26 protein-coding genes are annotated in these 23,739 nt (G+C 72.8%); 16 read left to right on the plus strand and 10 right to left on the minus strand.

The genetic code is table 11. The features are described 5' to 3' along the window. The first annotated feature begins 172 nt into the window (after positions 1-172). The gene (locus tag QI554_RS35635) at positions 173-646 is read left to right on the plus strand and encodes a hypothetical protein (RefSeq protein WP_281476289.1); all 474 of its coding nucleotides are present in this window, start codon (positions 173-175) and stop codon (positions 644-646) included. Here QI554_RS35635 and QI554_RS35640 read toward each other — a convergent pair. Continuing rightward, on the minus strand, positions 612-1,505 hold the full coding sequence (locus QI554_RS35640) for an AfsR/SARP family transcriptional regulator (protein ID WP_281476291.1): 894 nt from the start codon (positions 1,503-1,505) through the stop codon (positions 612-614). The genes QI554_RS35635 and QI554_RS35640 overlap by 35 nt on opposite strands. Positions 1,506-1,841: 336 nt before the next feature. Here QI554_RS35640 and QI554_RS35645 point away from each other — a divergent pair, with 336 nt between their 5' ends. Beyond that, positions 1,842-2,369, plus strand: coding sequence for a cell division protein SepF (locus QI554_RS35645; RefSeq protein WP_281476292.1), 528 nt, complete (start codon positions 1,842-1,844; stop codon positions 2,367-2,369). A gap of 113 nt (positions 2,370-2,482) precedes the next feature. Here QI554_RS35645 and QI554_RS35650 read toward each other — a convergent pair whose 3' ends face one another. Both QI554_RS35650 and QI554_RS35655 read right to left on the minus strand, forming a co-directional pair. After that, the gene (locus QI554_RS35650; RefSeq protein WP_281476294.1) at positions 2,483-4,726 is read right to left on the minus strand and encodes a hypothetical protein; all 2,244 of its coding nucleotides are present in this window, start codon (positions 4,724-4,726) and stop codon (positions 2,483-2,485) included. Between the two features lie 370 nt (positions 4,727-5,096). Further along, on the minus strand, positions 5,097-6,695 hold the full coding sequence (locus tag QI554_RS35655) for a PucR family transcriptional regulator (RefSeq protein WP_281476397.1): 1,599 nt from the start codon (positions 6,693-6,695) through the stop codon (positions 5,097-5,099). A 312-nt stretch (positions 6,696-7,007) separates the two neighbouring features. Between QI554_RS35655 and QI554_RS35660 the strand changes: the two genes are divergently transcribed. The 5 genes from QI554_RS35660 (at position 7,008) to QI554_RS35680 (ending at position 11,439) form a co-directional block, all read left to right on the plus strand. Further along, positions 7,008-7,889, plus strand: coding sequence for an FAD binding domain-containing protein (locus QI554_RS35660; protein WP_281476296.1), 882 nt, complete (start codon positions 7,008-7,010; stop codon positions 7,887-7,889). Continuing rightward, a complete protein-coding gene (locus QI554_RS35665) occupies positions 7,886-8,371 on the plus strand; it encodes a (2Fe-2S)-binding protein (RefSeq protein ID WP_281476298.1) in 486 nt (161 codons plus the stop codon). Before QI554_RS35660 ends, QI554_RS35665 begins: the two co-directional genes overlap by 4 nt. Before the next feature lies 1 nt (position 8,372). Continuing rightward, positions 8,373-8,543 carry a hypothetical protein gene (locus QI554_RS35670; protein ID WP_281476300.1) on the plus strand — a complete coding sequence of 57 codons (171 nt, stop codon included), beginning with the start codon at positions 8,373-8,375 and terminating at the stop codon, positions 8,541-8,543. A 174-nt stretch (positions 8,544-8,717) separates the two neighbouring features. After that, on the plus strand, positions 8,718-10,202 hold the full coding sequence (locus QI554_RS35675) for an NCS2 family permease (protein WP_281476302.1): 1,485 nt from the start codon (positions 8,718-8,720) through the stop codon (positions 10,200-10,202). A gap of 61 nt (positions 10,203-10,263) precedes the next feature. Further along, positions 10,264-11,439 carry an XdhC family protein gene (locus QI554_RS35680; protein ID WP_281476399.1) on the plus strand — a complete coding sequence of 392 codons (1,176 nt, stop codon included), beginning with the start codon at positions 10,264-10,266 and terminating at the stop codon, positions 11,437-11,439. A 231-nt stretch (positions 11,440-11,670) separates the two neighbouring features. Here QI554_RS35680 and QI554_RS35685 read toward each other — a convergent pair whose 3' ends face one another. Continuing rightward, positions 11,671-12,525, minus strand: coding sequence for an NAD-dependent epimerase/dehydratase family protein (locus QI554_RS35685; protein WP_281476303.1), 855 nt, complete (start codon positions 12,523-12,525; stop codon positions 11,671-11,673). 134 nt (positions 12,526-12,659) lie between these two features. On the opposite strand from QI554_RS35685, the gene QI554_RS35690 reads away from it, so the two are divergent. Further along, the gene (locus QI554_RS35690; RefSeq protein ID WP_281476305.1) at positions 12,660-13,496 is read left to right on the plus strand and encodes a helix-turn-helix transcriptional regulator; all 837 of its coding nucleotides are present in this window, start codon (positions 12,660-12,662) and stop codon (positions 13,494-13,496) included. A gap of 34 nt (positions 13,497-13,530) precedes the next feature. On the opposite strand, the gene QI554_RS35695 is transcribed toward QI554_RS35690, so the two are convergent. Further along, the gene (locus tag QI554_RS35695; RefSeq protein ID WP_281476307.1) at positions 13,531-13,941 is read right to left on the minus strand and encodes a cupin domain-containing protein; all 411 of its coding nucleotides are present in this window, start codon (positions 13,939-13,941) and stop codon (positions 13,531-13,533) included. Between the two features lie 103 nt (positions 13,942-14,044). Between QI554_RS35695 and QI554_RS35700 the strand changes: the two genes are divergently transcribed. From QI554_RS35700 to QI554_RS35715, 4 genes are read left to right on the plus strand one after another with little or no spacing between them, the layout of a single operon-like run. After that, a complete protein-coding gene (locus tag QI554_RS35700) occupies positions 14,045-14,254 on the plus strand; it encodes an RNA polymerase sigma factor sigma-70 region 4 domain-containing protein (RefSeq protein ID WP_281476309.1) in 210 nt (69 codons plus the stop codon). Then, entirely contained in the window at positions 14,254-14,832 is a 579-nt protein-coding gene (locus tag QI554_RS35705; protein ID WP_281476311.1) for a Clp protease N-terminal domain-containing protein, read from the plus strand. The genes QI554_RS35700 and QI554_RS35705 overlap by 1 nt, the downstream gene beginning before the upstream one ends. 57 nt (positions 14,833-14,889) lie before the next feature. Then, on the plus strand, positions 14,890-15,165 hold the full coding sequence (locus QI554_RS35710) for a hypothetical protein (protein ID WP_281476313.1): 276 nt from the start codon (positions 14,890-14,892) through the stop codon (positions 15,163-15,165). After that, positions 15,162-15,503, plus strand: coding sequence for a type II toxin-antitoxin system PemK/MazF family toxin (locus QI554_RS35715; protein WP_281476315.1), 342 nt, complete (start codon positions 15,162-15,164; stop codon positions 15,501-15,503). The genes QI554_RS35710 and QI554_RS35715 overlap by 4 nt, the downstream gene beginning before the upstream one ends. Before the next feature lie 53 nt (positions 15,504-15,556). On the opposite strand, the gene QI554_RS35720 is transcribed toward QI554_RS35715, so the two are convergent. Together QI554_RS35720 and QI554_RS35725 are read right to left on the minus strand one after the other, a co-directional pair. Next, a complete protein-coding gene (locus tag QI554_RS35720) occupies positions 15,557-16,096 on the minus strand; it encodes a DUF1707 SHOCT-like domain-containing protein (RefSeq protein WP_281476317.1) in 540 nt (179 codons plus the stop codon). A 70-nt stretch (positions 16,097-16,166) separates the two neighbouring features. Then, positions 16,167-16,970 carry an enoyl-CoA hydratase/isomerase family protein gene (locus tag QI554_RS35725; RefSeq protein ID WP_281476319.1) on the minus strand — a complete coding sequence of 268 codons (804 nt, stop codon included), beginning with the start codon at positions 16,968-16,970 and terminating at the stop codon, positions 16,167-16,169. Between the two features lie 226 nt (positions 16,971-17,196). Between QI554_RS35725 and QI554_RS35730 the strand changes: the two genes are divergently transcribed. From QI554_RS35730 to QI554_RS35740, 3 genes are all read left to right on the plus strand, one after another. Then, entirely contained in the window at positions 17,197-18,384 is a 1,188-nt protein-coding gene (locus QI554_RS35730) for an RNA ligase (RefSeq protein ID WP_281476321.1), read from the plus strand. 103 nt (positions 18,385-18,487) lie between these two features. After that, positions 18,488-19,444: a pyridoxal-phosphate dependent enzyme gene (locus tag QI554_RS35735; RefSeq protein WP_281476322.1), complete on the plus strand. Its 957-nt coding sequence runs from the start codon at positions 18,488-18,490 to the stop codon at positions 19,442-19,444. Next, a complete protein-coding gene (locus QI554_RS35740) occupies positions 19,437-20,414 on the plus strand; it encodes a hypothetical protein (RefSeq protein WP_281476324.1) in 978 nt (325 codons plus the stop codon). The genes QI554_RS35735 and QI554_RS35740 overlap by 8 nt, the downstream gene beginning before the upstream one ends. A gap of 33 nt (positions 20,415-20,447) precedes the next feature. Here the strand turns inward: QI554_RS35740 and QI554_RS35745 are convergent, their stop codons facing one another. Continuing rightward, entirely contained in the window at positions 20,448-21,104 is a 657-nt protein-coding gene (locus QI554_RS35745; RefSeq protein WP_281476326.1) for a helix-turn-helix domain-containing protein, read from the minus strand. Positions 21,105-21,140: 36 nt separating this feature from the next. Next, entirely contained in the window at positions 21,141-21,467 is a 327-nt protein-coding gene (locus tag QI554_RS35750) for a rhodanese-like domain-containing protein (RefSeq protein WP_281476327.1), read from the minus strand. A 39-nt stretch (positions 21,468-21,506) separates the two neighbouring features. On the opposite strand from QI554_RS35750, the gene QI554_RS35755 reads away from it, so the two are divergent. Continuing rightward, a complete protein-coding gene (locus QI554_RS35755; protein WP_281476328.1) occupies positions 21,507-22,166 on the plus strand; it encodes a TetR/AcrR family transcriptional regulator in 660 nt (219 codons plus the stop codon). Here the strand turns inward: QI554_RS35755 and QI554_RS35760 are convergent. Continuing rightward, positions 22,163-23,689, minus strand: coding sequence for an MFS transporter (locus QI554_RS35760; RefSeq protein WP_281476330.1), 1,527 nt, complete (start codon positions 23,687-23,689; stop codon positions 22,163-22,165). The two genes, QI554_RS35755 and QI554_RS35760, sit on opposite strands and share 4 nt — an antisense overlap. Positions 23,690-23,739 lie beyond the last annotated feature (50 nt).

A 23,739-nucleotide genomic window follows, 5' to 3' on the forward strand; every position in this document is an offset into this window, starting at 1 on the left:
CGCCGCATGCGGAACGGGACCCGAGCGGACGCATCGGCGGACCGCCGTGGAACCGCGCTGGAACCGGTCTGGAACCGCGCGGAGGCACGATCGTCCAGATCTGATTCACCGTCAGCTCGCCGCGCGGCCGACTCCCCTCGACCGCCGGACCCGCCGCACGGAAGGCACCCCCATGCTCCGCTCCAGGATCGGCAAGGCCCTCGGAATGCTCGTCGCCGCCGTGGCCCTGATCGCCACGGCGCAGTCGCCGGCCTCGGCCGCGACCGTCGCGTGGAAGACCTCCAACCCCAACCTCGGCAACATCGTGTGCTCCGACCCCCGGGCGCTGACCACCGACTCGGGCGTCTTCGACTGCCTCACGTGGGGCGGCGGCAAGGTCCGCGCCTACGCGATGGTCTACAACACGAGCAACGACGCCCGGTACCTGCCCAACGTCACCCACGTCTCGGTCTACGACGGCACCCACGGCCAGGACAGCAGCGCCAACGCCTGTGCGGCCAGCAGCCTGCCCGGCCAGAGCACGCGGTACTGCTGGGGCCCCGAGCAGTACGTGACCTCCGGCTGCATCAACGTCTTCGGCCTGCTCAACTACTACTGGTACAGCAACCAGGTCATCTGGTCGCCGTCGAAGGTCGTCTGCGCCTGACCGACCCACCCCCCGACGCGGGGCCCGCCGCCCCGCACCCCCGGCCGGCCGGCCCCCCGGCACGAACCCCCCCGAGGCCCAGCGCGTGCACGCGCCGCGCCTCGGGGCCCGGCTCGATGCCGAGGCCGTCCACCAGCAGGGCCCGCAGCCGCTGGTACGTGTAGAGCGCGTCCGCGCGCCGCCCGCAGCCGTGCAGCGCCAGCATCAGGCGCGGCCACCACGGTTCGTGCAGCGGGTCGCGTTCGACGAGCCCCGCCAGTTCGTCGACGACGCCGCGGTGCCGCTCCAGGACGAGGTCCGCGTCGATCCGCGCCTCCAGGGCGCTGACCCGCAGCCGCGCCAACTGCGCGCTGTGGCAGGCCACCAGCCCGGCCGGGTCGCCGAACTCGACGCCGTCGTACGGCTCACCGCGCCACAGCGCGAGCGCCTCCCCGAGCAGCGCCGACGCCGCCTCCGGGTCGCCGCACGCGAGCCGGGCACGGCCCTGCTCGACCAGCAGCCCGGCGATCACGGCGTCCACCTCGACACCCGGGAGCCGCAGTTCGTACCCCTGCGGCCGGGTCGCGATCAACACGCCGTCCCGGTCGCCGAGCAGCCGCCGCAGCCGGTGCACCACTTGCGCGACCGCCTTGGCCCGCGTCGCCGGGGTCTCGCCCGGCCACACCTCGGACAGCAGCCGCTCCGTCAGGACCACGCGGCCGGCCGCGGCGGTCAGCCGGGCCAGCAGCGACCGGGGCCGCACACCGCTCACCGGCGCCCACGCGCCGTCGCCACCGCGCACTTCCAGCGGGCCGAGGACACCCACACCCGCACCGGGTAACCCGTCCGACGCCCCCACGACGCCCGTCCACCGCACCACCGCCGAACCTCCTCCCAGCCGTGTCCCCCCACGGCCGTGAGGGCAGGGTAGGCAAGGCGACACGTGACACCGGCGCGGGCTATCCCATACGCGCGACCGCCCTCGCCGCGCACGGCCGGTGTGCCTGCCCGCGCCCGTCGCGGCCCGGTGACCGAATCCCCTTAACCCGGTAGCGCGCGTGCCCCCGAATGTCCCAGGCTTGTCACGGTCGACAAATGTCCTCCCGGTGTGCGCGTCGCTCGGCCCAACGGACCGGGTGCTGGCATACAGTGCGGTCGAGTGGAGGACAAAGAGATAGCCCGGACGGGGCCGGGCCGAGCGGAGAGGGAGATGCCCATGGGCGCATTGCGCAAGGCCGGCTCCTGGCTCGGGCTCGGATCGGGGGACGAGGACGACGACATGTACCGCACCGGGAGCAGGGGCGCGTACGACACCGGGTCCTACGACGAGGACGACGACGTCGACGCGGGCTGGGTCTACGACGACGAACCCGAGGACCGCTCACGCCCGCTCGAGGGCAGCGTGGTGCCGGCCTCGGAGATCTTCGCGGCCCGCGCGGCCGCGGTCGCCGAGATGGTGAAGCCCACCTCGCGGATCGCCGTCGTGCATCCGAAGAGCTACCACGAGGCGCGCGCCATAGGCGAGTACTTCCGGCAGGACATCCCGGTCATCATCGACCTGACCGCGATGGACGAGTCGGACGCCAAGCGCGTCGTCGACTTCGCGTCGGGCCTCACCTTCGGCCGCCGCGGCACCATCGAGCGGCTCGCGAAGCGGGTGTTCCTGCTGCTGCCGGGCGAGGTCGCGCTGCTGACCGGCGACCCGGGCAGCAACAACCACGACGGGTTCTTCAACCAGGCGTAGCGTCGACCAGGCGCAGGTTCGATCAGGCACAGCGCTACCGGAACGCGGAACGGGCCGGGCGGAGGAATCCGCCCGGCCCGTTCGCCGTTTCCGCGTACGCGCGCCCGCCCGGGTCAGCGCCCGACGGTGCCGCGCTGGGCGCCGCCCGTCGGGGTCGGCGTCGGCGTGTCGAGGCGCGAGTCCGGGGTGTCGCCCTGGTCCTTGCTGTCCGGCTGGCCCGGGTCGCGGCTGTCCGGCTTGCCGCTGCCGTTCGCCGGGTTGTCCTTCGGGTTCTGCTTCTCCATGGCGCTCTCCGGCAGGCCCTTCACGTTCGGGTAGTACGCGAGCTCGGTCTTGGAGCCCGGCGTGCTCTGGACCGCGGCGCGCAGCTCCCGGTAGATGCTCGGAGTGAAGACGACGATCCGGAGCGGCTCCTTGTTCTGCTTGATGAGGTAGACGAGGTTGCCGGTCCAGTCCCACGTGACCGCGTCCATCTCACCCCACTCCAGCTCCTTGCCCGCGAACTTCTGCGGCTGCGACTTCACCATGTCCATGGCGGTCGTGTAGAGCCAGCCGAGGTCGTGGTTCTGGATCGAGTACTGGATGCTCATGAGGCCGTTGGACCAACCGGAGTCGGACACCGCGGCCAGCGTGCGCTTGTGGTCGTTCATCGTGCCGGTGTTGTACAGCGGCGGAACCCACTCGGCGATCGTGGTCTGGAACTTGCCCCACGCGTACATGCGGGCCCACGTGGTGTCCGGGCCGGGGCGGCCGGTCGCGTAGGTCGGGGTGCCCCAGGCCAGGCCGCCGGCCATCACCAGCGCGAGGCCCGCGGCCAGGCCGTTCACGCCGACCGTGCGCAGGCGTCCCGACCAGCCCTGGCTGCGGACCTTCGCGGCCCCGGTGCGGTCACCGCGGAACATGAGTCCGACGACGCCCGTGCCCATGAGCACGACGATCACCCAGCCGTGCAGCGCCTTCTCGAAGTAGTACCCGGTGTGGCCGATGACGCGCCACTGGTACATCGCCAGGCCGAACAGGACCACGGTCGCCGCGACGAGCTGCCCGCCCATCGCGACCATCGCCGTCGAGCGGCGGGTGGCGCGGCGCAGCGCGTAAGCGACCAGGATGGCGATCACGACGCCGATGAGCACGGTGCGCGGGTAGCGGCGGAAGAAGCCGTCCAGTGCGAACTGGTTGCCCTCGGCGAGCGCGCTGTTCAGGAGGTGCGGGATGACCACGGGGAACAACGCGATCGGCGCGGCCAGCACCACGATCGTCGCCATGCCGCGCCACTTGGGCAGCAGCCGCTTGCGGTAGACCCACAGCGAGACGAGGGCGCCGGCGGCGAGCGTCGGCACGAAGAGCTGGTAGGTGAACGCGACGATGATCATCGCGGACATGACGGCCAGCGTCTGCTCCAGCGGCCGGTTCGGGAACCGGGCGAGCACCGCGATGCCGTACGCGAGGCCGGCGAGGCCGAGCACCTCGGAGTCGAAGCCGTCGAAGGCCAGGTGCATCATCATGCCGGTCGACAGGTACACGCCGACCGCGGTCAGGATCAGCGTGCGCTTCCAGCCGCGCAGCACGGGGCCGGCGATCCAGCGGGCGCCCCAGACGACGAACAGCACCAGCAGGCCGTAGCCGAGGAAGGTCAGCCAGGCGTAGCGCTGGTACTCGGCGACGCCTCCGCCGCCGTTGGTGTTCGAGCGCAGGAAGATGTCGAAGAAGCCGTAGAAGAAGCTCGCGCCGTTCGGGTACTGGTCGGCGAAGTCGGGCGCCAGGAACTTCTCGGCGTGCGACACGTCGAAGTACGTGTAGCCGCCCACCTGGTGGATGGCGTCGAACATCGTGAAGTGCCGCTGCCGGTCACCCGTGTGGTTCGTCAGGAAGAACTGCAGCCTGCGCGCGGTCGACGCGCCCAGCACCGGGTAGGCCAGCATGAACCAGCCGAGGAAGCCCGAGCCCAGCACGACGAGGTCGCTGCCGACCACCTTGCGCGGCAGCTTGGGGCGGCGGTTGGAGATGTAGCCGATCGCGATCAGCGCCGTGAAGAGGGTGCCGGCCACCGGGATCGGGTGCAGGCCCCACGGCCACAGCGAGAACAGCAGCCCGCCGGTGAGGATGCCGGCCATCGAGATACCCAGCGCGACCATCATGCGGTCGAGGAGGGTGCCTCCGGTGCGGAGCAGCGACGCGACACCGGCCCAGAACAGCGCGAGCAGAAGGATGTCGAGCTTGACCAGGTGGGTGAGGATCGGCAGCACCCACGCGGCGGCGAGCAGCAGGAGTACACGTACCGGTTTGGGTCGCGCGCCGCCGGATGGATTGTTGGGCGCTCCCGACGCGTCCACCCGAGACTGAACCAGCGTCGCCATCCAGCGCACTCCCTATCCGCATGCCGTGAGGTCGTCGTATGGATTGACGTCACCGTCCGCAGTAGCTTCCCGCTGCTGTGAGACGTCACACAAAGCGCACGGCGTTCGAGTCGCACGGAGGATGCCGCCGGTGGCGGGGGACCCCCCGAGCCTCTTCACCCGGTACCGCGCGGCGGCCCGACGTGTGAGCGCGCCCAGCGAACTCTAACAGCCAAGTTGATCCCATTATCGCTGAGGCAAGGCCCCCCGGCGCGGGCCTCCACGGCCTGTTCACACCGACCCAAACCTTTAGTTCATCCGGGGTGGCGATGCATCCGGCTATTTCGGACCTCTTGCGGTTCGCGGGCTCTCACCCCAGAATGCCCCCGCCTCAGCGCAGCCGCAGGGCCAGGAAGAAGTCCACTTTGTCCTCAAGCCGGGACAGGTCGCGGTTGGTCAGCTCCTCGATGCGCCCGATCCGGTAGCGCAACGTGTTGACGTGCACGTGCAGCCGCGCCGCACAGCGCGTCCACGAGCCGTCGCAGTCCAGGAACGCCTCCAGCGTCGTGACCAGCTCGGCCTGGTGCTTCGCGTCGTACGCCGTCAGCGGGCTGAGCAGCCGGTCGCGGAAGCCGCGCCGCACGCCCTCGGGCGCGGCCGCCAGCAGCAGCACGTGCGAGGCGAGCTCCTCGTGGCCCACCACCTCGAACGCGCCGGGCCGGCCGTCCGCGATGCGCGCCGCGTGCCAGGCCTCCTCCAGACCGCCGCGCAGCCCGTCGGCGCGGGCGACGGGCGCGCTGACGCCGAGGCCCAGGCGGACCCCCTCCCCCGCGGCGCTCTCCAATCCGCCGAGCCGGGCCTTCAGCAGGCCCGCCACGTCGTCGGCCGGCCCGGGGATGAGCGCGACCGCGCCCTCCCCCGCGGTGCCGACCAGCGCGGGAACCGGCAGGTCGGCGAGCGCCTCCTCCAACAACGCGCGCGCCATACGGCCGACCGCGGGACCGGCCTGACCCGGGACCGCGACACCGGCCGCGGCGAGCTGCCACGTCACCTCGCCGCCGCCGTCGGGCTCGGCGACCCGCAGCCGCGCGGCGATCTCACCGGGGTCCGCCCCGGAGACCACCAGCTGCAGGACGTCCTCGGCCAGTCGGCGGCCGAGCCGGCGGGCGTCCTCGACCCGGTCGGCCTCGACGGCGATCAGCCGGGCCAGCTCGTCGAGCAGCGCGCGCCGCTGGTCGGGCCAGTCGGCGACGTCCTCCTCGACGACCAGGCACCACTCGCTCCACACCGCCTGCTCGGCCGCGGCGCCGCCCGCGCCGCCGGAGTCCCGGTCGATCGGCAGCATCGAGAACACCCGGCCGCCGACCCGCTCGCGGAACGGGGGCCGGGCGCGGCGGGCGCGCGCGGCCAGGTGGCCGCGGGCCAGGATGGTGCGCAGGTCGGCGTCCAGCGGCCCGGCGCCGGCCGCGACCTGCCGGCCGGTCAGCGACAGCACCCAGCAGCGGATGTCGATGTCGGACGCGACCAGGCCGAGCACGCCGTCCAGTCCCGCCCCGCCGGTCGCCGCCTGCACCAGGCGCCGGTGCCGGTCGACCACCGCGGTCAGGTCCGAGGCCCGCTCGGTGGAGACCCGGCGCACCACGAACTCGGTCAGCCGGGCGAAGGACATCTCCTCGTCGACCATGAACAGCGGCAGCCGGTGCCGCGCGCACGCCTCGACCAGGTCCGGCGGCACCGGTCCGACCTCGGTGATGCCGGCCGCGAGACCCGACGCGCCGGCCCCGACCAGGACCCGGACGAAACTCTCGGAGTCCTCGGGGCGGGTCCGCCACAGCATGCCGGTGAGCACCAGCTCGCCGCCTGTCAGGTAACGGCTGGGGTCGTTGAGGTCCGTGGTCATGACCCCGCGCACGCCACGGTCGAGCTCGTCCTCGCCGGTCAGCAGCCGGATCCCCGGCACTCCCGCCTCGAGCAGCGCCCGCAACCGCACGTTCTCGCCTCCCGCCGCTCCTGCCCTAACCATGATCCCCTACGTCCGCACGCCGTGACCTGTTCCGAACTGTCATATCGGCAGAGGGGCCTGGTGAACATCTGTAGAAACCTACGGGAACAGGCGGACGATCCGGCGCGTCGCTTCATGGTTTCCGTGGCTACTGCGAAGGTGTTTCCGCTGTGTGTACTGAGTCACATCGTCGGTAAAAGACCCAGCGGCACAGCGGCGACGTCCGGAGCAGGTGCACAGCACGGCGCCCCCTCCCCCCAACGCAGCACCCAGGCACAACCCAGGAGGAGACCCCCCGTTATGGAGTTCCTGCGCCCCTCCACGTGGGACGAGGCACTCGCCGCGAAGGCGGAGTACCCGTCCGCGGTACCGATCGCGGGTGGCACGGACGTCATGGTCGAGCTCAACTTCGACCGGCACCGGCCCGAGGCCCTGATCGACCTGAACCGCGTCCCTGAGCTGCACACCTGGGAGATCGACGACGACGTCGTCCGTTTGGGTGCGTCCGTCCCGTACACGCGCATCATCGACCACCTGACCGACCGGCTGCCCGGCCTCTCGCTGGCCGCGCACACCGTCGGCTCGCCGCAGATCCGCAACCGCGGCAGCGTCGGCGGCAACCTCGGCGCGGCGTCGCCCGCGGGCGACGCGCACCCGGCGCTGCTGGCGTCCGGGGGCCGGGTCGAGGTGGCCTCGGTGCGCGGCACCCGGATGATCCCGATCGACGACTTCTACCTGGGCGTGAAGCGCAACGCGCTGGAGGAGGACGAGCTGATCCTGGCCGTCCACATCCCGTCCGCAACCGCGCCGCAGCAGTTCTCGAAGATCGGCACCCGCAACGCGATGGTGATCGCGGTGTGCTCGTTCGGCATCGGCCTGCACCCGGAAACCGGAACGGTCCGCACCGGCATCGGCTCGGCCGCGCCGACCCCGCGCCGGGCGACCGACGCGGAGGAGTTCATCGCCGCCGAGCTGGCCGACGCCGGCCTGTGGGCGTCGCGCGGGGAGCTGGCCGCGTCGACCGCGCAGCGCTTCGGCGAGCTGGTCGCGCAGGCCGCGTCGCCGATCGACGACGTCCGCGGTTCCGCGGCGTACCGGCGCCACGCGCTGTCGGTGATGGCCAGGCGCACGCTGACCTGGACCTGGAACGAGTACCGCACGGCCGGGAGGGCAGCGGCATGAGGATCACGTTCACCTGCAACGGCCGGCTGACCGAGGCCGACGGCGTCTGGGAGGGCGAGAGCCTCCTGTACGTACTCCGCGAGCGGGTCGGCCTGCCCGGCTCGAAGAACGCCTGCGAACAGGGCGAGTGCGGCAGCTGCACGGTCTACCTCGACGGCGACCCGGTGTGCTCGTGCCTCGTGGCGGCCGGCCAGGTGCAGGGCCGCGAGGTCCGCACCGTCGAGGGCCTCGCCGACGGCGACGAGCTCGACCCGGTCCAGCAGGCGTTCGTGGAGGCGGGGGCTGTGCAGTGCGGCTTCTGCACGCCCGGCCTGCTCGTCCAGACCCACGACCTGCTCGAGCGCCAGGCGCAGCCGAGCGACGCGGAGATCCGCGAGGCGCTCTCCGGCAACCTGTGCCGCTGCACGGGCTACGAGAAGATCATGGACGCGGTGCGGTTGGCCGCGGCCCGCAGAGCCGAGTCGGCGGAGCGGGTGAACTGACATGGCCGACCCCTATATAGCGACGCAGTGGCTGCGCGTCGAAATGGTCGCGGCGATCCCCGACGTCCCGCCGATGCGCAGCGACGCACGAGAACTCACCGACCCGCCCGAGCCGTACGGCACGCGCGGTGTCGGAGATCCGGTACGACCGGAACACCCCACCGGGACCTGACGGCCACCAGCCGCGCACTTCCCGATCTGCAGTACCGCGTCCATGCATAAACGCGGCTGAATCGCGCCCCCGAACGCACAAGGCCCGCACCGTACGGGCACGCCGAGCTTCGGTGTGCCCGCACGGAGCCGGTCGCACCACCCCAACAACACCTCAGACACTTGGGAGTGGTCCATGAGCCAGATATCTGTGCACTCGGACTCAGAGCAAGGCCCCAGAGACACCGACCGCGTGACCCCGCCCGCCCCGCCGGGCGGCAAGGCCGGACTCCTGGACGCGTACTTCAAGATCAGTGCGCGCGGCAGCACCGTCGGCCGTGAAGTACGCGGCGGCCTGACGACCTTCATGGCGATGGCCTACATCCTGCTGCTCAACCCCATCATGTTGGGCGGCGCGGACTCCAAGGGCCACCACCTGGACCCCACGCAGGTCACCACGATGACGGCGCTCGCGGCGTTCATCACGACCGTCGCGATGGGCCTGATCGGCAACGCGCCGCTCGCGCTGGCGGCCGGCCTGAGCGTGTCCGGCACGCTCGGCACCGGTGTGATCGCGAAGATGACCTGGCCGCAAGCCATGGGCATGTGCGTGATCTACGGCGCGATCATCGTGCTCATGGTGGTCTCCGGGCTCCGCGAGACGATCATGAACTCGATCCCGATGGCTGTGAAGCACGCGATCACCATCGGCATCGGCCTGTTCGTGTGCTTCATCGGCCTCATGGACGCCGGTTTCGTGCACGAGAACCCGGCGCCCGGCGGCGGTCCGGTCACCCTCGGCCCGGAGGGCGAGCTGGCCGGCTGGCCGGTCATCGTGTTCGCGGTCACCGCGTTGACCATCTTCATGCTGATGGCCCGAAAGGTGCGCGGCGCGATCCTGATCGGCCTGCTGTTCGGCACGCTGGTCGCGCTGGTCGTCAACGCGGTCGTGGACATCCCCGCCAAGGCGTGGGGCGGTGGCATCCCCGAGCTGCCGGACAAGATCGTCGAGACCCCCGACTTCGGCCTGTTCGGCGACGTCGACGTGTTCGGCGGGTTCAGCTCGGCGGGCGGCATCAGCGCGTCTGTCCTGCTGTTCACACTGGTCTTCGCCGGCTTCTTCGACGCGATGGCGACCATCATCGGCATCGGCTCCGAGGCCAACCTGGTCGACGAGAAGGGCCGCATGCCGGGCCTCAACCGTGCGCTCGCGGTGGACGGCGCGGGCGGCATCGTCGGCGGTGTCGCCGGCGCGTCCGGACAGACGGTCTTCGTCGAGTCGGCGACCGGCGTCGGCGACGGCGCGCGTACCGGCCTGTCCAGCGTCATCACCGGCGCGGTGTTCGGCCTGATGCTGTTCTTCACGCCGATCGCCGGCATGGTGCCCAGCCAGGTCGCCGCGGCGGCGCTCGTGGTCATCGGCTCGATGATGATCACGCAGGTGCGGCACATCGACTGGGAGGACATCTCCTCGTCGGTCCCCGCCTTCCTCACTATCGTGATCATGCCGTTCACCTACTCGATCACCGCAGGTGTCGCGGCGGGTGTGATCAGTTACACACTGATCAAAACGGCACAGGGCAAATGGCGGGACCCGGGTCTGCTGATGTGGATCCTGAGCGTCGCCTTCGTGGCGTGGTTCGCCCTGCATCCGATCAAGGAAGGACTCGGGGTCAGCTGACCGAGCGGAGGCTCGGGTGCTTGATCCACGGGGGATTCCGAGTCACCGTTGGGAGATGACGATGTTCGACATCGTGTCCGAGCTCACCGCTTGGCGGGCCGAAGGCAGGTCCTTCGCGCTGGCCACGGTCGTCGACGTCTCCGGCAGCGCGCCCCGGCTCCCCGGGGCGGCGCTGGCCGTCAGCGCGGACGGCGAAGCTGTCGGCAGCATCTCCGGCGGGTGCGTGGAAGGCGCCGTGTACGAGCTGTGCCGCGAGGCGCTGGAGACCGGTGAACCGGTGCTCCAGCGCTTCGGGTACAGCGACGAGGACGCCTTCGCCGTGGGGCTCACCTGCGGCGGCGTCATCGACGTGTTCGTGCAGCCCCGTCCCCCGGTCGGCGACGCGCTCGGCGCGATCGCCGACCGCGAACCGGTCGCCGTCGCCCGCGTGGTGGCGGGGCCGGGGCACCGCATGGGCGACACCCTCGTGGTCACGCAGACCCGCGGCACCGGCCCCGGGGATCCGGCCCGCCCGGTGTTCGCCGGCGGCCTGGGCGGCACGCCCGTGTTCGAGGAGGCGGTGCGGCTGGAGACCGCCGCCATGCTCGACTCCGGACGGGGCGGCATGCTCACGTTCGGCCCCGACGGGCGGCGCTGCGCGGCGGGCCCGGACACCGCGACGGTGTTCGTCGAGGCCTACACGCCGCCGCCCCGCATGATCGTCTTCGGCGCGGTCGACTTCGCCGGCGCGGTCGTCAAGGTCGGCAAGTTCCTCGGCTACAAGGTCGTGGTGTGCGACGCCCGCGAGGTCTTCGCGACCCGCCGCCGCTTCCCCGACGCCGACGAGGTCGTCGTCGACTGGCCGCACCGCTACCTCGACTCGATCGAGGTCGACGGCCGCACCGTGCTGTGTGTGCTGACGCACGACGCCAAGTTCGACATCCCGCTGCTCGAGCGGGCCCTGCGGCTCCCGGTCGCGTACGTCGGCGCGATGGGCTCGCGCCGCACCCACGAGTCGCGGCTCCAGAAGCTGCGCGACGTCGGCATGACCGAGGTCGAACTCTCCCGTCTCCGCTCCCCGATCGGCCTCGACATCGGCGCCCGCACCCCGGAGGAGACCGCGATCGCCGTCGCCGCCGAAATCGTCGCCCACCGCCGCGGCGGCTCAGGCGTCCCCCTGTCGACCACCGCCGGCCCGATCCACCACGACGGCACAGGCTCGATCCCCCCGTTCGCCACCGGCCACCACGCGGCCTGACCCGCGTTCCGCTCCGAGCGAGGGTGCCCCGCCGCCACACCGGGGGTGTGACGACGACCGTCGACGGCTAGGAGCAGATGTCGGCCGTGCACGCCGCCATGATCCGTCTGCGCCGCGAATCCCCTGACGTGTGGGACGAGTACGTTCGCGAGGGCGAGGCGTGGCCGGCGTTGGACGATCTTGTGGGCGCGTGGGACGAGTGCCCGGAGTACAGCCCCCCGTTCGGACACCTCACAGCGCTCCGGCGTCGCGGGCTGTCCACAGGGTGGGGAAAAGGGGGCGGTAGCCGAGGTCGTCGCGGAGGCGGCGGTTGGTGACGACGCCGTACCAGGGGTCGGGGTCGACGCGGGCCGCGGCCTCGGCGGGGGGCTCGACGCCGTTGGCCTCGTGGAGCTCGTATGCCGTCACGGGCGCGTCGTCGGCGACGTTGTAGGCGCGGCCGGCCACGTCCGGCGCGGTCAGGAGCCGCCACAGGGCCTGGCAGACGTCGGCGTGGTGCACGAGTTGCAGCCGCTGGTGCGCGGCCCAGTGGCCCGCCCAGCGCATTGAGTCGGCCAGGTGCGAGTCGCCCTCGCCGTAGACGAACGCCAGGCGCGCAATGCGCACGTCGAAGCCGTGCTCGTGGTGCAGCGCCAGCAGGTCGCGGTCGGCGGCGGCCTTCGACGCGGGGTAGGCGCCCCACAGCATGCCGCCGGGCGCCGACGGGTCGTCCTCGCTCGCGGGACGTCCGCGGCCCGCACCGTAGGTGAGGTTGGTGCTCACCTGCACGAAACGGCGAACCCCCCTCTCCAGCGCGGCAGTTCCCAGCGCGACCGCGGCGGTGTGGTTGACCGCCCACGCCTCCTCGTCGGGCACGCCGCGGAACGCCGCGGCGATGTTGACGACCGCGTCGACGCCGCCGAGGGCCTTCACCACCGAGCCCCCGTCGCGCAGTTCGCCGACCGCCACCTGCGCGCCCAGCGCCGCGAACCGCGCGCCGCGCTCCTCGTCCCGCACCAGCACGCGCACGTCGGTGCCGCGCTGCAGCAGCCGGGGCACGAACCGCCGGCCGACCTCACCCGTCGCTCCCGTCACCAGAACCGTCATCGCCGTCTCCCTTTTCCCGCAGGTCTCTTCGGTGACTTCAGCTTCGTTCCGCGGTGTCGGGGCCGGGAGAGACGCGTGTATCCAGGGACTCGGCATCCCTGGATACCGGCCCGTCGGGCCAGGATGATGAGGGGGTGGACAGGGACGAACTCGCCAAATTCCTCCGTCGGTGCCGCACCCGCATAGAACCGTCGGACGTCGGCCTGCCGAGCGGCGCGCGCCGCCGCACGCCCGGGTTGCGGCGCGAGGAGGTCGCGCAGTTGACCGGCATGTCGGTCGACTACTACACGCGCCTGGAACAGGCCCGAGGCTCACACCCCTCACGTCAGATGCTCACCGCGCTCGCACGAGCGCTGCGCCTGGACGGCGACGAGCGCGACCACCTCTTCCACCTCGCGGGCGAGGAGCCGCCGCGCGACGTGCACGGGGCGTCGACGCATGTACGGCCTGGGCTGCTGCTGATCCTCGACCGGCTGCACGACCTGCCCGCACAGGTGCTCACCGACTGGGGCGAGGTGCTCGCGCAGAACGCGATGGCCGCGGCGCTGGCCGGTGAAGTGGGCGGCGGGCGGAACGTGATCCGGCGGTTCTTCCTCGACCGGGCGGGCCGCGCGCTGTTCCCGCACGAGGACCACGACCACCTCGCGCGCGCCCACGTCGCGCAGTTGCGTTCCGTCGTCGCGGCCCGCCCCAAGGACCGCCGACCGGCTGATCTCGTCCATGAACTGCTGGCCAAGAGCCGCGAGTTCGCCGGGCTGTGGGACGAACACGAGGTCGCGGTGCGGCGGTCCGACACCAAGCATTTCCTGCACCCGGTGGTGGGCCTGCTGGCGTTGGACTGCGAGGTCCTGTTGAGCGCCGAGCAGGGGCAGTTCCTGATCGTCCACAGCGCCCGCCCGGGGACCGAGGCCCATGAGCGGCTGCGGTTGCTGAAGGCGGTGGGCGTCCAGGAGTTGGCCGGCGGCCGCTGAGCCGGGGTGCGGCGGCCGCCGGGCGCGGGTCCGGTCAGGCGTCGAGCGCCTTGCCGACCGTGCTGTGCACGTGTGCGGGGACGTCGCCGTCGTGGCGGTCGCCGGTCGTCGGCGTGCCGGTGGGCTCGAACATGAGGATCGAGCCGCCCGGCGACGACGGCTTGTGCTCGGTGCCGCGCGGGACGACGAACGTGTCGCCGCGGTGCAGTTCGACGACCCGTTCGCCGCCGTCGGCGTCGCGCAGCGCGATGTCGAAGCGTCCGTCGAGGACGAGGAAGAACTCGTCGGTGTCCTCGTGCACGTGCCACACGTGCTCGCCCAGGGTGTGGGCGACGCGCACGTCGTAGTCGTTGACCCGGGCCACGATGCGCGGGCTGTAGACCTCGTCGAAGGAGGCCAGGGCGGTCGTCAGGTTGACCGGCGCGCGGTCGTCGGTGTTCGTCATGCCACCAGCCTCGCCGGGTCGCGCGCCGCACGCTTGGACGATCCTGACCTGCCGCGCGTCAACTTTGGTTGACAGGGTCGCGGCGTCAACGTAAGTTGACAGCATGACCAACGCAACCGACCTCGCCACCCAGGCCGGCGACCGCGATCCGCGGGTCGGCCTGCGAGCGGTCGCCGCATTGCGCCGCCTGCTCGAGCAACTCGAATCCGTCCAGGTCCGCAGCGCGCGGAACCACGGCTGGTCGTGGCAGGAGATCGCCACCGAGCTCGGCGTCAGCCGACAGGCCGTCCACAAGAAGCACGGGAGGCACTGATGTTCGAACGGTTCACCGCGTCCGCACGGGCGGTGGTCCGCGGGAGCGCCGCCGTCGCGCGGAGCTCCGGCACCGACCGGATCGGCGAGGAGCAACTGCTCCTCTCGCTGCTCGACCAGCCGGAGGGCGGCGCCGCGACGGTACTGGCCGCGCTCGGCGTCGAGGGCGGGCAACGCGACGCGATCGCGCGCGACCTGGCCGACGCCCGGCGGCGCGGCGGCTTCACCGCGGCCGACACCGAGGCCCTCGCGTCGCTCGGGATCGATCTGGACGCCGTCATCGAGCGCATCGAACAGGACCACGGCAAGGGCGCGTTCGTCGGCGCCGGAGCCGGAGCCGGAGCCGACGGTGAACGCCGCGGGCTGTTCGGCCGGGGCACGTCGACCCGCCCGGTCCGCATGACCGGCGGCGCCAAGCACGTGTTGGAGCGCGCGCTGCGCGAGTCGCTCAAGCGCGGCGACAAGTCGCTGGGGACCGAGCACCTGCTGCTGGCGTTCGTGGCCCTGCCGGGCGTCGTGCGCGACACGCTCGGGCGGTACGGCGTCACCGAGGCCGGCGTCACCGCGTCCCTGGCGTAGCGGACTGCGACCGCCCGAGAACGGATACCCCTGGCATACCTTTGGTATACTCCGAGTATGACCACGACCATAAAGGTCTCCTCGGCGACCCGCGACCGACTGCGCCGCTGGGCCGACCGCCACGACGCCAAGACGCTGGACGACGCGCTGCTCGCCTGCCTCGACGCCGCTGAAGCGCAAGAACAGATGCAGGCGGTCGACGCAGCGATGGCCCGCATGCGCCGCGAGGATCCGGACGCCTGGGCCGAGTACGTTCGCGAGCGCGACGTCTGGGACGCGGTCGTCGACGGGCCGGCCGGCGCGCGCGACGACTACCCGGAGTACAACGCGTGAAGGACGATCTGTACCCGGGGGACATTGTCCTCGTGAACCTGGAGCCGTCGGTCTTCGGCGAACAGGGCGGCACGCGGCCCGCGCTCGTGCTGTCCGCGTCGGCGTTCAACCGCTGGCCGGTCGGGCTCGTCGTGATCGTGCCGATCACCAGTAGGGCCACGGGGTTTCCGCACCACGTGCGCATCGAGCACGACGGCGGCCTGGACCGCGAAAGCTGGGCGATGCCGGAGTACCTCCGCGCGATCACACAGCGCCGGATCTCGCGACGCATCGCGCAGGCCGAGGAGTCGACGATCGAAGCCGTCCAGGGCTGGGTCGACCGCATCCTCGGCCGGTGACCGGTGCCCAGGATCTCGACGTAGGGCCGCGCGGCGTCGCCTGAGGCCGCCTGCTAGTCGCCGCTGTGCCGGCGGACGCACAGCTCCGCGGCGCCGAGCAGCGCGGCGGGCGGGCCGAACACCCACACCGGCCAGAAGTACACCGGCCCGTGGGTGATCAGGACCAGGAACCAGATGGCGACGTTGACGACGGTCACCGCGAACGTCGCCGTCCACAGCGCGCGCAGGAGCGCGGCCGCGCCGGGCCCGCGGTACGGCTCCTCCGGTGCCGGCTCGACGACCGGGCGGCGCGGCACGGGACGGGGTTCCGGACGGTACGCGGCGGGCGGCGCGTGCAGCGGCAGCCCGTACCCCGCCTCGGCGCGCGACGCCGCGGCGCGGATCACCTCGACCTCGTGGACGAGGTGCGCGGGCGGCGGCAAGTCCCGAAGCAGCACGGCCAGTTCCCCGAGGGTGACGGCCGAGTACGCGGTTCCGATCCGGTCGCTGAACTCGTCCAGGGTCAGGCGGCCGGCGGCGTGGTGGTTGCGCAGCAGCTCCACGGCCGCCTCACGGTCGACGTCCGAGGCGCGCATTGCCGGTTGGCTAAGCATGCTCCGAGGCTAGGCAGCCTCCGGAAGGCGCGGGATGGGGCTAGCCCCACTCTTTCCGGTGGGCGCCCGGCTACTCCTCGACGCCCCACGTGAAGTGCGGCGCGCGGCGCTCGGTGAACGCCGCCAGCCCCTCGCGCACGTCGGACGACTCGCGCGAGCGCCGCTCCCAGGCGCGCACCCGCTCCGGGTCGACGGTGTCCGAACCGAGCAGGTCCTTCGCGGCGCGCACGGTCAGCTGCGAGCGCGAGGCGATGGTGCGGGCGAACGCGTACACCTTCTCCTCGGCCTCCTGCGGCATGTACACGTCCTCGACGAGGCCGACCCGCAGCGCCTTCTGACTGTCGATCAGCTCCGCGGAGAACAACAGGTACTTGGCCGTCGGGACGCCGACGACGCGGGCCAGCCGGTGCGCGGAGCCCGCGTCGTACACGATGCCGAGCTTGGCGGGCGTCACGCCGAAGCGCGCGTTGGCGTCGGCGAACCGCAGGTCGCAGGCGACCGCGAGCTGGCATCCGCCGCCGACGCAGGGGCCCTGCACGAGCGCGATCGTCGGCTTCGGGAAGGCGGCGAGCGCGCGCTCGGCGGCCGCGTTCAGCGCGTGGTACGCGTCCGCGGACTCGGCGGTGGCGTAGTGCCCCCGCAGCTCGCGGATGTCGGCGCCGGCCGAGAACACGCCGTCGGTACCGGTGAGGACGAGCACGCGCACCTCGGGGTCGTGCGCCAGGCCGTCCAGGATGGCCGGGATCGCCGCCCACATCGCCGCGGTCAGCGCGCCCTTGGCCTCGGGGCGGTCGATGCGTAGCGTCGCCACACCGTCGTCCGCGACGCCGAGCACCAGCCCGGCCGTTCCGGTGTCCACCTGCCGCGCGCCCATGCAGACCACCACGCCTTTCGTCCGTGCTTCGGCCCGCCGGTCCGCGGTGCCGTGCCGCGACCACGGTACGACCCCAGGGACCGCCCCGACCGACCGGCCGCCACGTGACGGTGCGGCCGCGCCGCCTGACCCGCGCCCGGAGGCCCGACGCGCCGGAAATCCCCGCGCGCGGCCACCGTCCAACCGTCCATACTCGGACCCCGTCTCACGACCGAACGGGGACCAGATGCCCGCCGCGCCCGAGTCCGTGCCCGCGCCGCCGCGCCTGTCGCTGGCCGCGCTGCTCCCGCCCGAAGAACTCGCCGCCGAGGTGGCCGCCGGGCGGGTGCGGCGCACCCGGCACCCGGACCCCGCGCTGCCGCTGTCGGTCTACGCCTACGGCCCGCAGTGCGTGTTCGCGAACCACTGGACGCCGGTGACCCGGCGGGCGCGGGGCCTCGTCGTCGACGACGAGTCCGGCGAGGTCGTCGCGCTGACGTTCCCGAAGTTCTTCAACTACGACCAGCACCAGGCGGGTTCGCCGTTCGCCCCGGAACTGCCGCACGGCGAGCCGTTCGAGGTGTTCGACAAGCTCGACGGCAGCCTGGGCATCGTCTTCCACTACGGCGGCCGCTGGCACGCCGCGACGAAGTCGGCGTTCGCGTCCGAGCAGGCCCTCTGGGCGCAGGCGTGGCTGGCGGCCCGGGACACCGCCGGGCTCACACCCGGCACGACCTACCTCGCCGAGATCATCTACCCGCGCAACCGCATCGTGGTCGACAACGGCGACCGCAAGGGGCTGGTGCTGCTGGGCGCGTTCGCGGCCGACGGGACCGAACTCCCGCTCTCCAGCTGCGCGGACGCGTGGCGGTCGCTCGGCGGCGACGTCGTCGCGGCGCATCCGGCGCCGCCGCTCGACACGCTGGTCCGGCACGCGCGCGCCGACCTCGGGCTGGACGGGCGGCCGGTGTCCGGCACCGAGGCCGAGGGCTGGGTGGTGCGGTTCGCCTCCGGGCTGCGCGTGAAGGTCAAGTCGGCCGACTACGTCCGGCTCCACGGCGCGATGAGCCGCACCACCGAGCGCGGCGTGTGGGAGGTACTGTCCGCCGGCGACGACCCGGCCGTGTTGTTCGACCGCATGCCCGACGAGTTCCGCGCGTGGATCCTCGACACCGCGAACCGCCTGCGGGCCGCCCATCAGGCGTGGACCGCCGCGGCCGAGGCGGCGTACGCGCAGGTGCTCGCCGCCGAGGCGGAAACCGGCACCGACGCCCGCCCCGACCGCCCGGCGTTCGCGCGCCTCGCCGCGGCGCATCCGCGCGAGGTCCGCAGTGCGCTGTTCCTCCTGTACGACGGCCGGCCGATCGACGCGCTGGCGTGGCGGCACATCAAACCGGCGGCCGGTGCGCCGTTCATCACCGCTGATGCGGGGTGACACCAGTGCTCACCAGCGCGTCTCCCCCTGTAGGGAGATGCCGCAGGGCGGGCTGAGCGTGCAATATATTGCGCATGGCGCGCAACGGTGTAATGCTCGAGGGATGCTCGACACGCTGTACGACCTCCCCCGCGCCCACGCCGTGGTCGCGCGGCATCTGGCGCCGACCCCGTTGGTCGCGACCTCGCTGGTGCCCGGGCATCCGGACGCGTTGCTGAAGCTGGAGACCGCTCAGCCCGTCGGCGCGTTCAAGGTGCGGGGTGCGTTGGCCGCGCTCGATGGGCTGCCGGTCGGGGTGCGGGCCGTGACGGCGAGTGCCGGGAACCATGCGCTCGGCATGGCGTATGCGGCCGGGCTCACCGGACGTTGCGTCACTGTCGTGGTGGCGTGCGACGCGTCCCCTGCCAAGATCGCGGCGTTGCGTGACGCACCCGTCGAACTCGTCGTGCACGGCGCTGGATTCGACGAGGCCGAGGCTCACGCGCTGAAGCTCGCCGAGGCACCCGGCACGGCGTACGTCTCGGCGTATGCGCATCCCGACGTCATCGCCGGGCAGTCCAGCATCGGCGCCGAGCTCGACGCCGCGTTGGGCGCGGGCCCGTTGACCGTCGTGTGCGGGGTGGGTGGGGGCGGGCTGGCCGCGGGGCTCGCGTTGTGGGCCCGGAGCCGTCCCGGTGCCCGGGTCGTGGGTGTCGAGGCCGAGGTGTCGCGTGCGGTGTCGACCGCCGTGGCGGCCGGGCGCGTGCTGCCCTGCGAGATCGGCGACAGCCTCGCCGACGGCCTGCTCGGCAACATCGAGCAGGACTGCCCGACCCCCGGCGTGCTGCGCGACGCGGAACGCGGCGGCGTCGTGCACCTCACCTACGCCGCCGAGCCCGAGATCGAGGCGGCCATGCGCGCGCTGTTCACCCGGCACGGGCTGGTCGTCGAAGGCGCGGCCGCCGTCGGCCTGGCCGCGCTCCGGGCCGGCCGGGTTCCCGTGCACGGCCGAGTCGTCGTCGTCCTCACCGGCCGGAACATCGCCCCGGCCGCCTATGCGGAGGTGCTCACCCGTGGCTGACCTGCCCGTCCCCGTCGTCGTCCCCGAGGCCGAGGTCCGGTCGCTGGTCACCGCCGAGGCTGCGTTGCGCGTCACGCGCGAGGCGCTCGTCGCCCAGGCGGCGGGCGCGGTGAGCCAGCCGGAGCCGTGGCACCTGGAAGTCCCGTCCGCGCAGGGCGAGGTGCACATCAAGGGCGCGCACATCCACGGCGCGACGCACTTCGCCGCCAAGTACGCGACGGGCTTCTACCGCAACAAAGAGCTCGGCCTGCCCACCGGTTCGGGCCTCAGCATCGTCGCGGACGCCGAGACCGGCTTCCCGGTCGCCATCGCGCTCGACAACGGCTACCTGACGGACGTCCGTACCGGCGCCGCGGGTGCCGCCGCGGCCGCCGCGTTGGCGCGACCCGACGCGGACGCGGTCGGCCTGATCGGCATCGGCGTCCAGGCCGGGTACCAGATCGAAGCCCTGCTCCAAGTCCGCAATCCGTCAAGGCTGTTCGTGTACGGCCGGGACCGCGCGGCGGCCGATGCCTTCGCCGAGCGCATGCGCACGCTCCACCCGTGGTCCGTCGCGGTGGTCGACAGCGCCGAGGCCGCCGTCCGCCCCGCCGACATCGTCGTCACCGTCACCCCGTCCCGCGACGCGATCGTGCAGGGCGCGTGGCTGCGGCCGGGCGCGCACGTGACGGCCGTCGGCGCGGACATGGAGGGCAAGCGGGAGCTGGCGCTGGACGTGCTCACCCGCGCGGACGTCGTCGCCGCCGACGACGTGGCGCAGTGCCTGCGGGTCGGCGAGCTGCAGTACGCGGCCGCCGCGGGCGTCGTCGAACGGCTGCGCCTGGTGGCCCTCGGCGACGTGATCGCGGGGCGTGCCGCCGGGCGGACGTCGCCCGACCAGATCACCGTCGCGGACCTGACGGGCATCGGCGCCGAGGACGCCGCGATCGGCTCGGCGCTCGTGGAGGCCCTTGCCGCACAGGCCTCCTGACGCACGGTCACGCAGCCTGCGGCACCCCGGGGTTCAGCTGGTCGGCAGCGGCGCCGGCAGCGTGTTGCGGGCGAACCGCACGGGCGCGTCCGAGGTGTTGAGGTAGGCGTAGCGCTGGTCGGACGGGAACCGCGCCGCCTCGCCGGCCGCGAGCGCCTGACGCGCGCCGCCCGCGAAGTCCAGCACGAGGACCCCTTCGGCGACGAGGACCAACTCCTCGGTGCCGAAGGGGTCCTCGACGGCTTCGTACCGGTCGCCCGGCATCAGCAGCCAGTCCCACAGTTCGGTGCGGTGCAGCCCGGACCCGGTGACGGCCATGCGCCCGTAGCCCCCCTCGGGCGACGTCCACAGCGTGACCATGGTGCGGGGCGTGCTGACGTGGTGCGCCGCGCCGGTGCGCGCGCCGACGAGGTCGGCGAAGTCCGCGCCGATCGCGCGCCCGATGCGCTCGACCGTGCCCAGGCTCGGGTTGGCCTGCCCCTGTTCGATGAGGGTGAGCATGCGGCGGCTGACGCCGGAGCGTTCGGCGAGTTCCGCCACGGTCATCCCGCGTTCGGTGCGCCGCGCGCGGATGTTGCGGGCGACGACCGCCCCTACCGACGGTGCGTCCGAACCCCCCTCGGACGCCTCCGGAGCGGCCCCCGCCTCTGGGGCGGGGTCAGCGGGGGCGGGCGTCGTCTTGCGCGGCATACCCGCAATCTAAGCGATCGCGGGCGCCGCGTCGTGTCACAGGCTCTCGGTCGGCAGCCCGGCCTCGACCCAGTCCTGGATGCCCTCCTTGTACTTGCGCACGTCCGTGTAGCCGAGCCGGGTGAGCGCGTCGGCGACCTGGCCGCTGTTGGGGCACGCGGGGTTGGAGCAGTAGGTGACGATCGTGGCGGTGCGGTCGGGCAGGACCTCCGTGGCCCGCGCGGCGACCTCGCCCGGGTGCAGCGGGACGGCGCCGGGAAGGTGCTGCTTCGCGTAGTACTCGCCGGCGAGCGCGTCGACGACGGTGACGTTGCCCGCGTCGATCGCGACGCGCAGCTCCTCACGGGTGATGAGAGCGGTCATGGCTGGACTCCTTCAAATGAAGTGGACTATGGTCCGGTTGTGCCCGACAAAATTAACGGACCGCAGTCCGCTTCGTCAACACCGCTCTCGATCGGTGCCGCGCCACCGCGCCGCGAGCGTGCCGACGCCGTGCGCAACCGGCGGCGGATCCTCGACGCCGCCGCCGCGCTGTTCGCCGAACACGGCGTCGAACAGGTGTCGATGGACGCCATCGCGGCCGCCGCCGGGGTCGGGAAGGGCACGCTCTTCCGGCGCTTCGGCGACCGGTCGGGGCTCGCAGTCGCACTGCTGCACGAGCGCGAGACCGAGCTGCAGGAGGCGATCCTGAGCGGCCCTCCCCCGCTCGGCCCCGGCACCGCGGACGACCCCGCCGAACCGGCTGCGCGGGCCGCCGCGTTCACCCGCGCCTACCTCGAATACGCCCTCGCCAACCTGGAGTTGGTACGCGCCTCGGAGACCGCCTCACCCGGCGCGCGCTACCGCATCGGCGCCTACCGGTTCTGGGCCCGGCACCTCACCGTGCTGCTCACCGAGGCCGGCCACGCCGAGCCGGCCGCCGGGGTGCTGGCCGAGGCGCTGCTGGCCCCGCTGGCCGCCGAACACGTGGCGGCACTGCGCGACGCGGGCCACGAACCGGCCGAGATCGCCGACGCGTTGGCGTGGCAGGCCGCGACGGTGGCGGCGTCGGCCCGGGGCTAGTCCTCCGCGTGCCGGACCGCCACGTCGCCCTCCAGCGGCGGGGCGCCGACCGCGCAGCACGTCTTGCAGCACGGCTCGGCGTGCGGCGCCGTCTCGGGCGTCTGCTCGAGGGCGTCGGAGCGCACGGTCAGCCACGCCAGGAGGGCGCCCAGGGCAAGCAGCGCCGCGCAGATCCACATCGCCTGGTCGAACGCCGAGTCGACGGTCGACGGGACGCGGTACCCGTCGCCGGTCAGGCCCACGATGGCGGGCAGACCCGCCACGGCCAACAGGCCGGCCGCACGCGCCGCAGCGTTGTTGACGCCGCTCGCGACGCCCGCGCGCGCGACCTCGACGGACGCCAGCACGGTCGCGGTCAGCGGCGCGACCGTCACCGACAGGCCCAGGCCCAGCAGCGCCACGCCTGGCAGCACATCCGCGACGTACGAGGCGTCGGCGCCGATGCGGAGCATCAGCAGCAGCCCGCCCGCGCACAGCAGCGGCCCGACGGTCATGGGCACGCGCGGCCCGATCCGCTTGGCGACGGCACCCGCCCGCGCGGACAGCAGCAGCATCAGCACGGTGATCGGCAGCGTCGCCAGACCTGAGTTCTGCGGCGAGTAGCCGGACACCGTCTGGAGCTGCAGCACCAGGAAGAACAGCACGGCGCTGAGCGCCGCGTACACGCACAGGGTCACGACGTTGACGGCGGTGAACTGCCGTGACTTGAAGATCGCGAGCGGGAGCATCGGCTCACGCACCCGCCGCTCGGTCCACACGAACGCGACCGCGGCCAGCACACCGGCGATCCCCGCGACGGCCGCCAGCGCCGGCGACGTCGGCGCGCTGATCAGCGACCACGTCACGCCCGCCAGCGCGAGCGCGGCCAGCGCCGCGCCCGTCACGTCGAACCGCCCGGTGGCACCCGCGTCGAAGGTCTCCGGGACGTGCTTGAGGGCCACCACAATGGTGACCACCGCGAGCGGCAGGTTGATCAGGAAGATCCAGCGCCAGCTGGCGGCGTCCACCAGCCAGCCGCCGAGGAACGGGCCGATCGCGGTCGCCACACCGCCGAGGCCGGACCAGGCGCCGACCGCACGGGGCCGGTCGTCCGCGTCGAACGTCGCCTGGATGATGGCCAGCGACCCCGGCGTCAGCAGCGCGCCGCCGACGCCCTGCAGTGCGCGCGCGAAGATCAGCAGCCCGGCGTTCGGCGCGAGCCCGCACAGCAGCGAGGCGACCGCGAACCAGGCGACGCCGATGACGAAGACCCGCCTGCGGCCGTACCGGTCCCCCAGCGCGCCGCCGAGCAGGATCAGCCCGGCGAGGCTGAGGGTGTACGCGTTGACGATCCACTGCAGCGCGGCCGTGGACGTGTTGAGGTCGCGGCCGATGGTCGGCAGCGCCACGTTGACGACCGTGCTGTCCAGCAGGACGATCCCGGAGCCGAGCACCGTGGTCAGCAGCACCCAGCGCCCGGCGGCCGAGCCGTACCGGATGCCGCCGGCGCCGCTTCCCTGCGCGACCTGCCCGGAGTCCGCCATACCCCGATCATGCGGGGTTCGGACGCGAAAAGCGCGCGGGGCGGACGCCC

Source organism: Yinghuangia seranimata (assembly GCF_029953285.1).
In the GTDB taxonomy this organism is placed as follows: Bacteria; Actinomycetota; Actinomycetes; order Streptomycetales; family Streptomycetaceae; genus Yinghuangia; species Yinghuangia seranimata.

Coding starts and splice junctions, on each gene's coding strand:
- QI554_RS35760 (WP_281476330.1), bottom strand. CDS start 23,689: ATGGCGGACTCCGGGCAGGTCGCGCAGGGAAGCGGCGCCGGCGGCATC.
- QI554_RS35695 (WP_281476307.1), bottom strand. CDS start 13,941: ATGACGAACACCGACGACCGCGCGCCGGTCAACCTGACGACCGCCCTG.
- QI554_RS35725 (WP_281476319.1), bottom strand. CDS start 16,970: ATGGGCGCGCGGCAGGTGGACACCGGAACGGCCGGGCTGGTGCTCGGC.
- QI554_RS35645 (WP_281476292.1), top strand. CDS start 1,842: ATGGGCGCATTGCGCAAGGCCGGCTCCTGGCTCGGGCTCGGATCGGGG.
- QI554_RS35635 (WP_281476289.1), top strand. CDS start 173: ATGCTCCGCTCCAGGATCGGCAAGGCCCTCGGAATGCTCGTCGCCGCC.
- QI554_RS35735 (WP_281476322.1), top strand. CDS start 18,488: ATGCTCGACACGCTGTACGACCTCCCCCGCGCCCACGCCGTGGTCGCG.
- QI554_RS35750 (WP_281476327.1), bottom strand. CDS start 21,467: ATGACCGCTCTCATCACCCGTGAGGAGCTGCGCGTCGCGATCGACGCG.
- QI554_RS35660 (WP_281476296.1), top strand. CDS start 7,008: ATGGAGTTCCTGCGCCCCTCCACGTGGGACGAGGCACTCGCCGCGAAG.
- QI554_RS35665 (WP_281476298.1), top strand. CDS start 7,886: ATGAGGATCACGTTCACCTGCAACGGCCGGCTGACCGAGGCCGACGGC.
- QI554_RS35745 (WP_281476326.1), bottom strand. CDS start 21,104: ATGCCGCGCAAGACGACGCCCGCCCCCGCTGACCCCGCCCCAGAGGCG.
- QI554_RS35650 (WP_281476294.1), bottom strand. CDS start 4,726: ATGGCGACGCTGGTTCAGTCTCGGGTGGACGCGTCGGGAGCGCCCAAC.
- QI554_RS35675 (WP_281476302.1), top strand. CDS start 8,718: ATGAGCCAGATATCTGTGCACTCGGACTCAGAGCAAGGCCCCAGAGAC.
- QI554_RS35680 (WP_281476399.1), top strand. CDS start 10,264: ATGTTCGACATCGTGTCCGAGCTCACCGCTTGGCGGGCCGAAGGCAGG.
- QI554_RS35670 (WP_281476300.1), top strand. CDS start 8,373: ATGGCCGACCCCTATATAGCGACGCAGTGGCTGCGCGTCGAAATGGTC.
- QI554_RS35685 (WP_281476303.1), bottom strand. CDS start 12,525: ATGACGGTTCTGGTGACGGGAGCGACGGGTGAGGTCGGCCGGCGGTTC.
- QI554_RS35730 (WP_281476321.1), top strand. CDS start 17,197: ATGCCCGCCGCGCCCGAGTCCGTGCCCGCGCCGCCGCGCCTGTCGCTG.
- QI554_RS35720 (WP_281476317.1), bottom strand. CDS start 16,096: ATGCTTAGCCAACCGGCAATGCGCGCCTCGGACGTCGACCGTGAGGCG.
- QI554_RS35710 (WP_281476313.1), top strand. CDS start 14,890: ATGACCACGACCATAAAGGTCTCCTCGGCGACCCGCGACCGACTGCGC.
- QI554_RS35705 (WP_281476311.1), top strand. CDS start 14,254: ATGTTCGAACGGTTCACCGCGTCCGCACGGGCGGTGGTCCGCGGGAGC.
- QI554_RS35700 (WP_281476309.1), top strand. CDS start 14,045: ATGACCAACGCAACCGACCTCGCCACCCAGGCCGGCGACCGCGATCCG.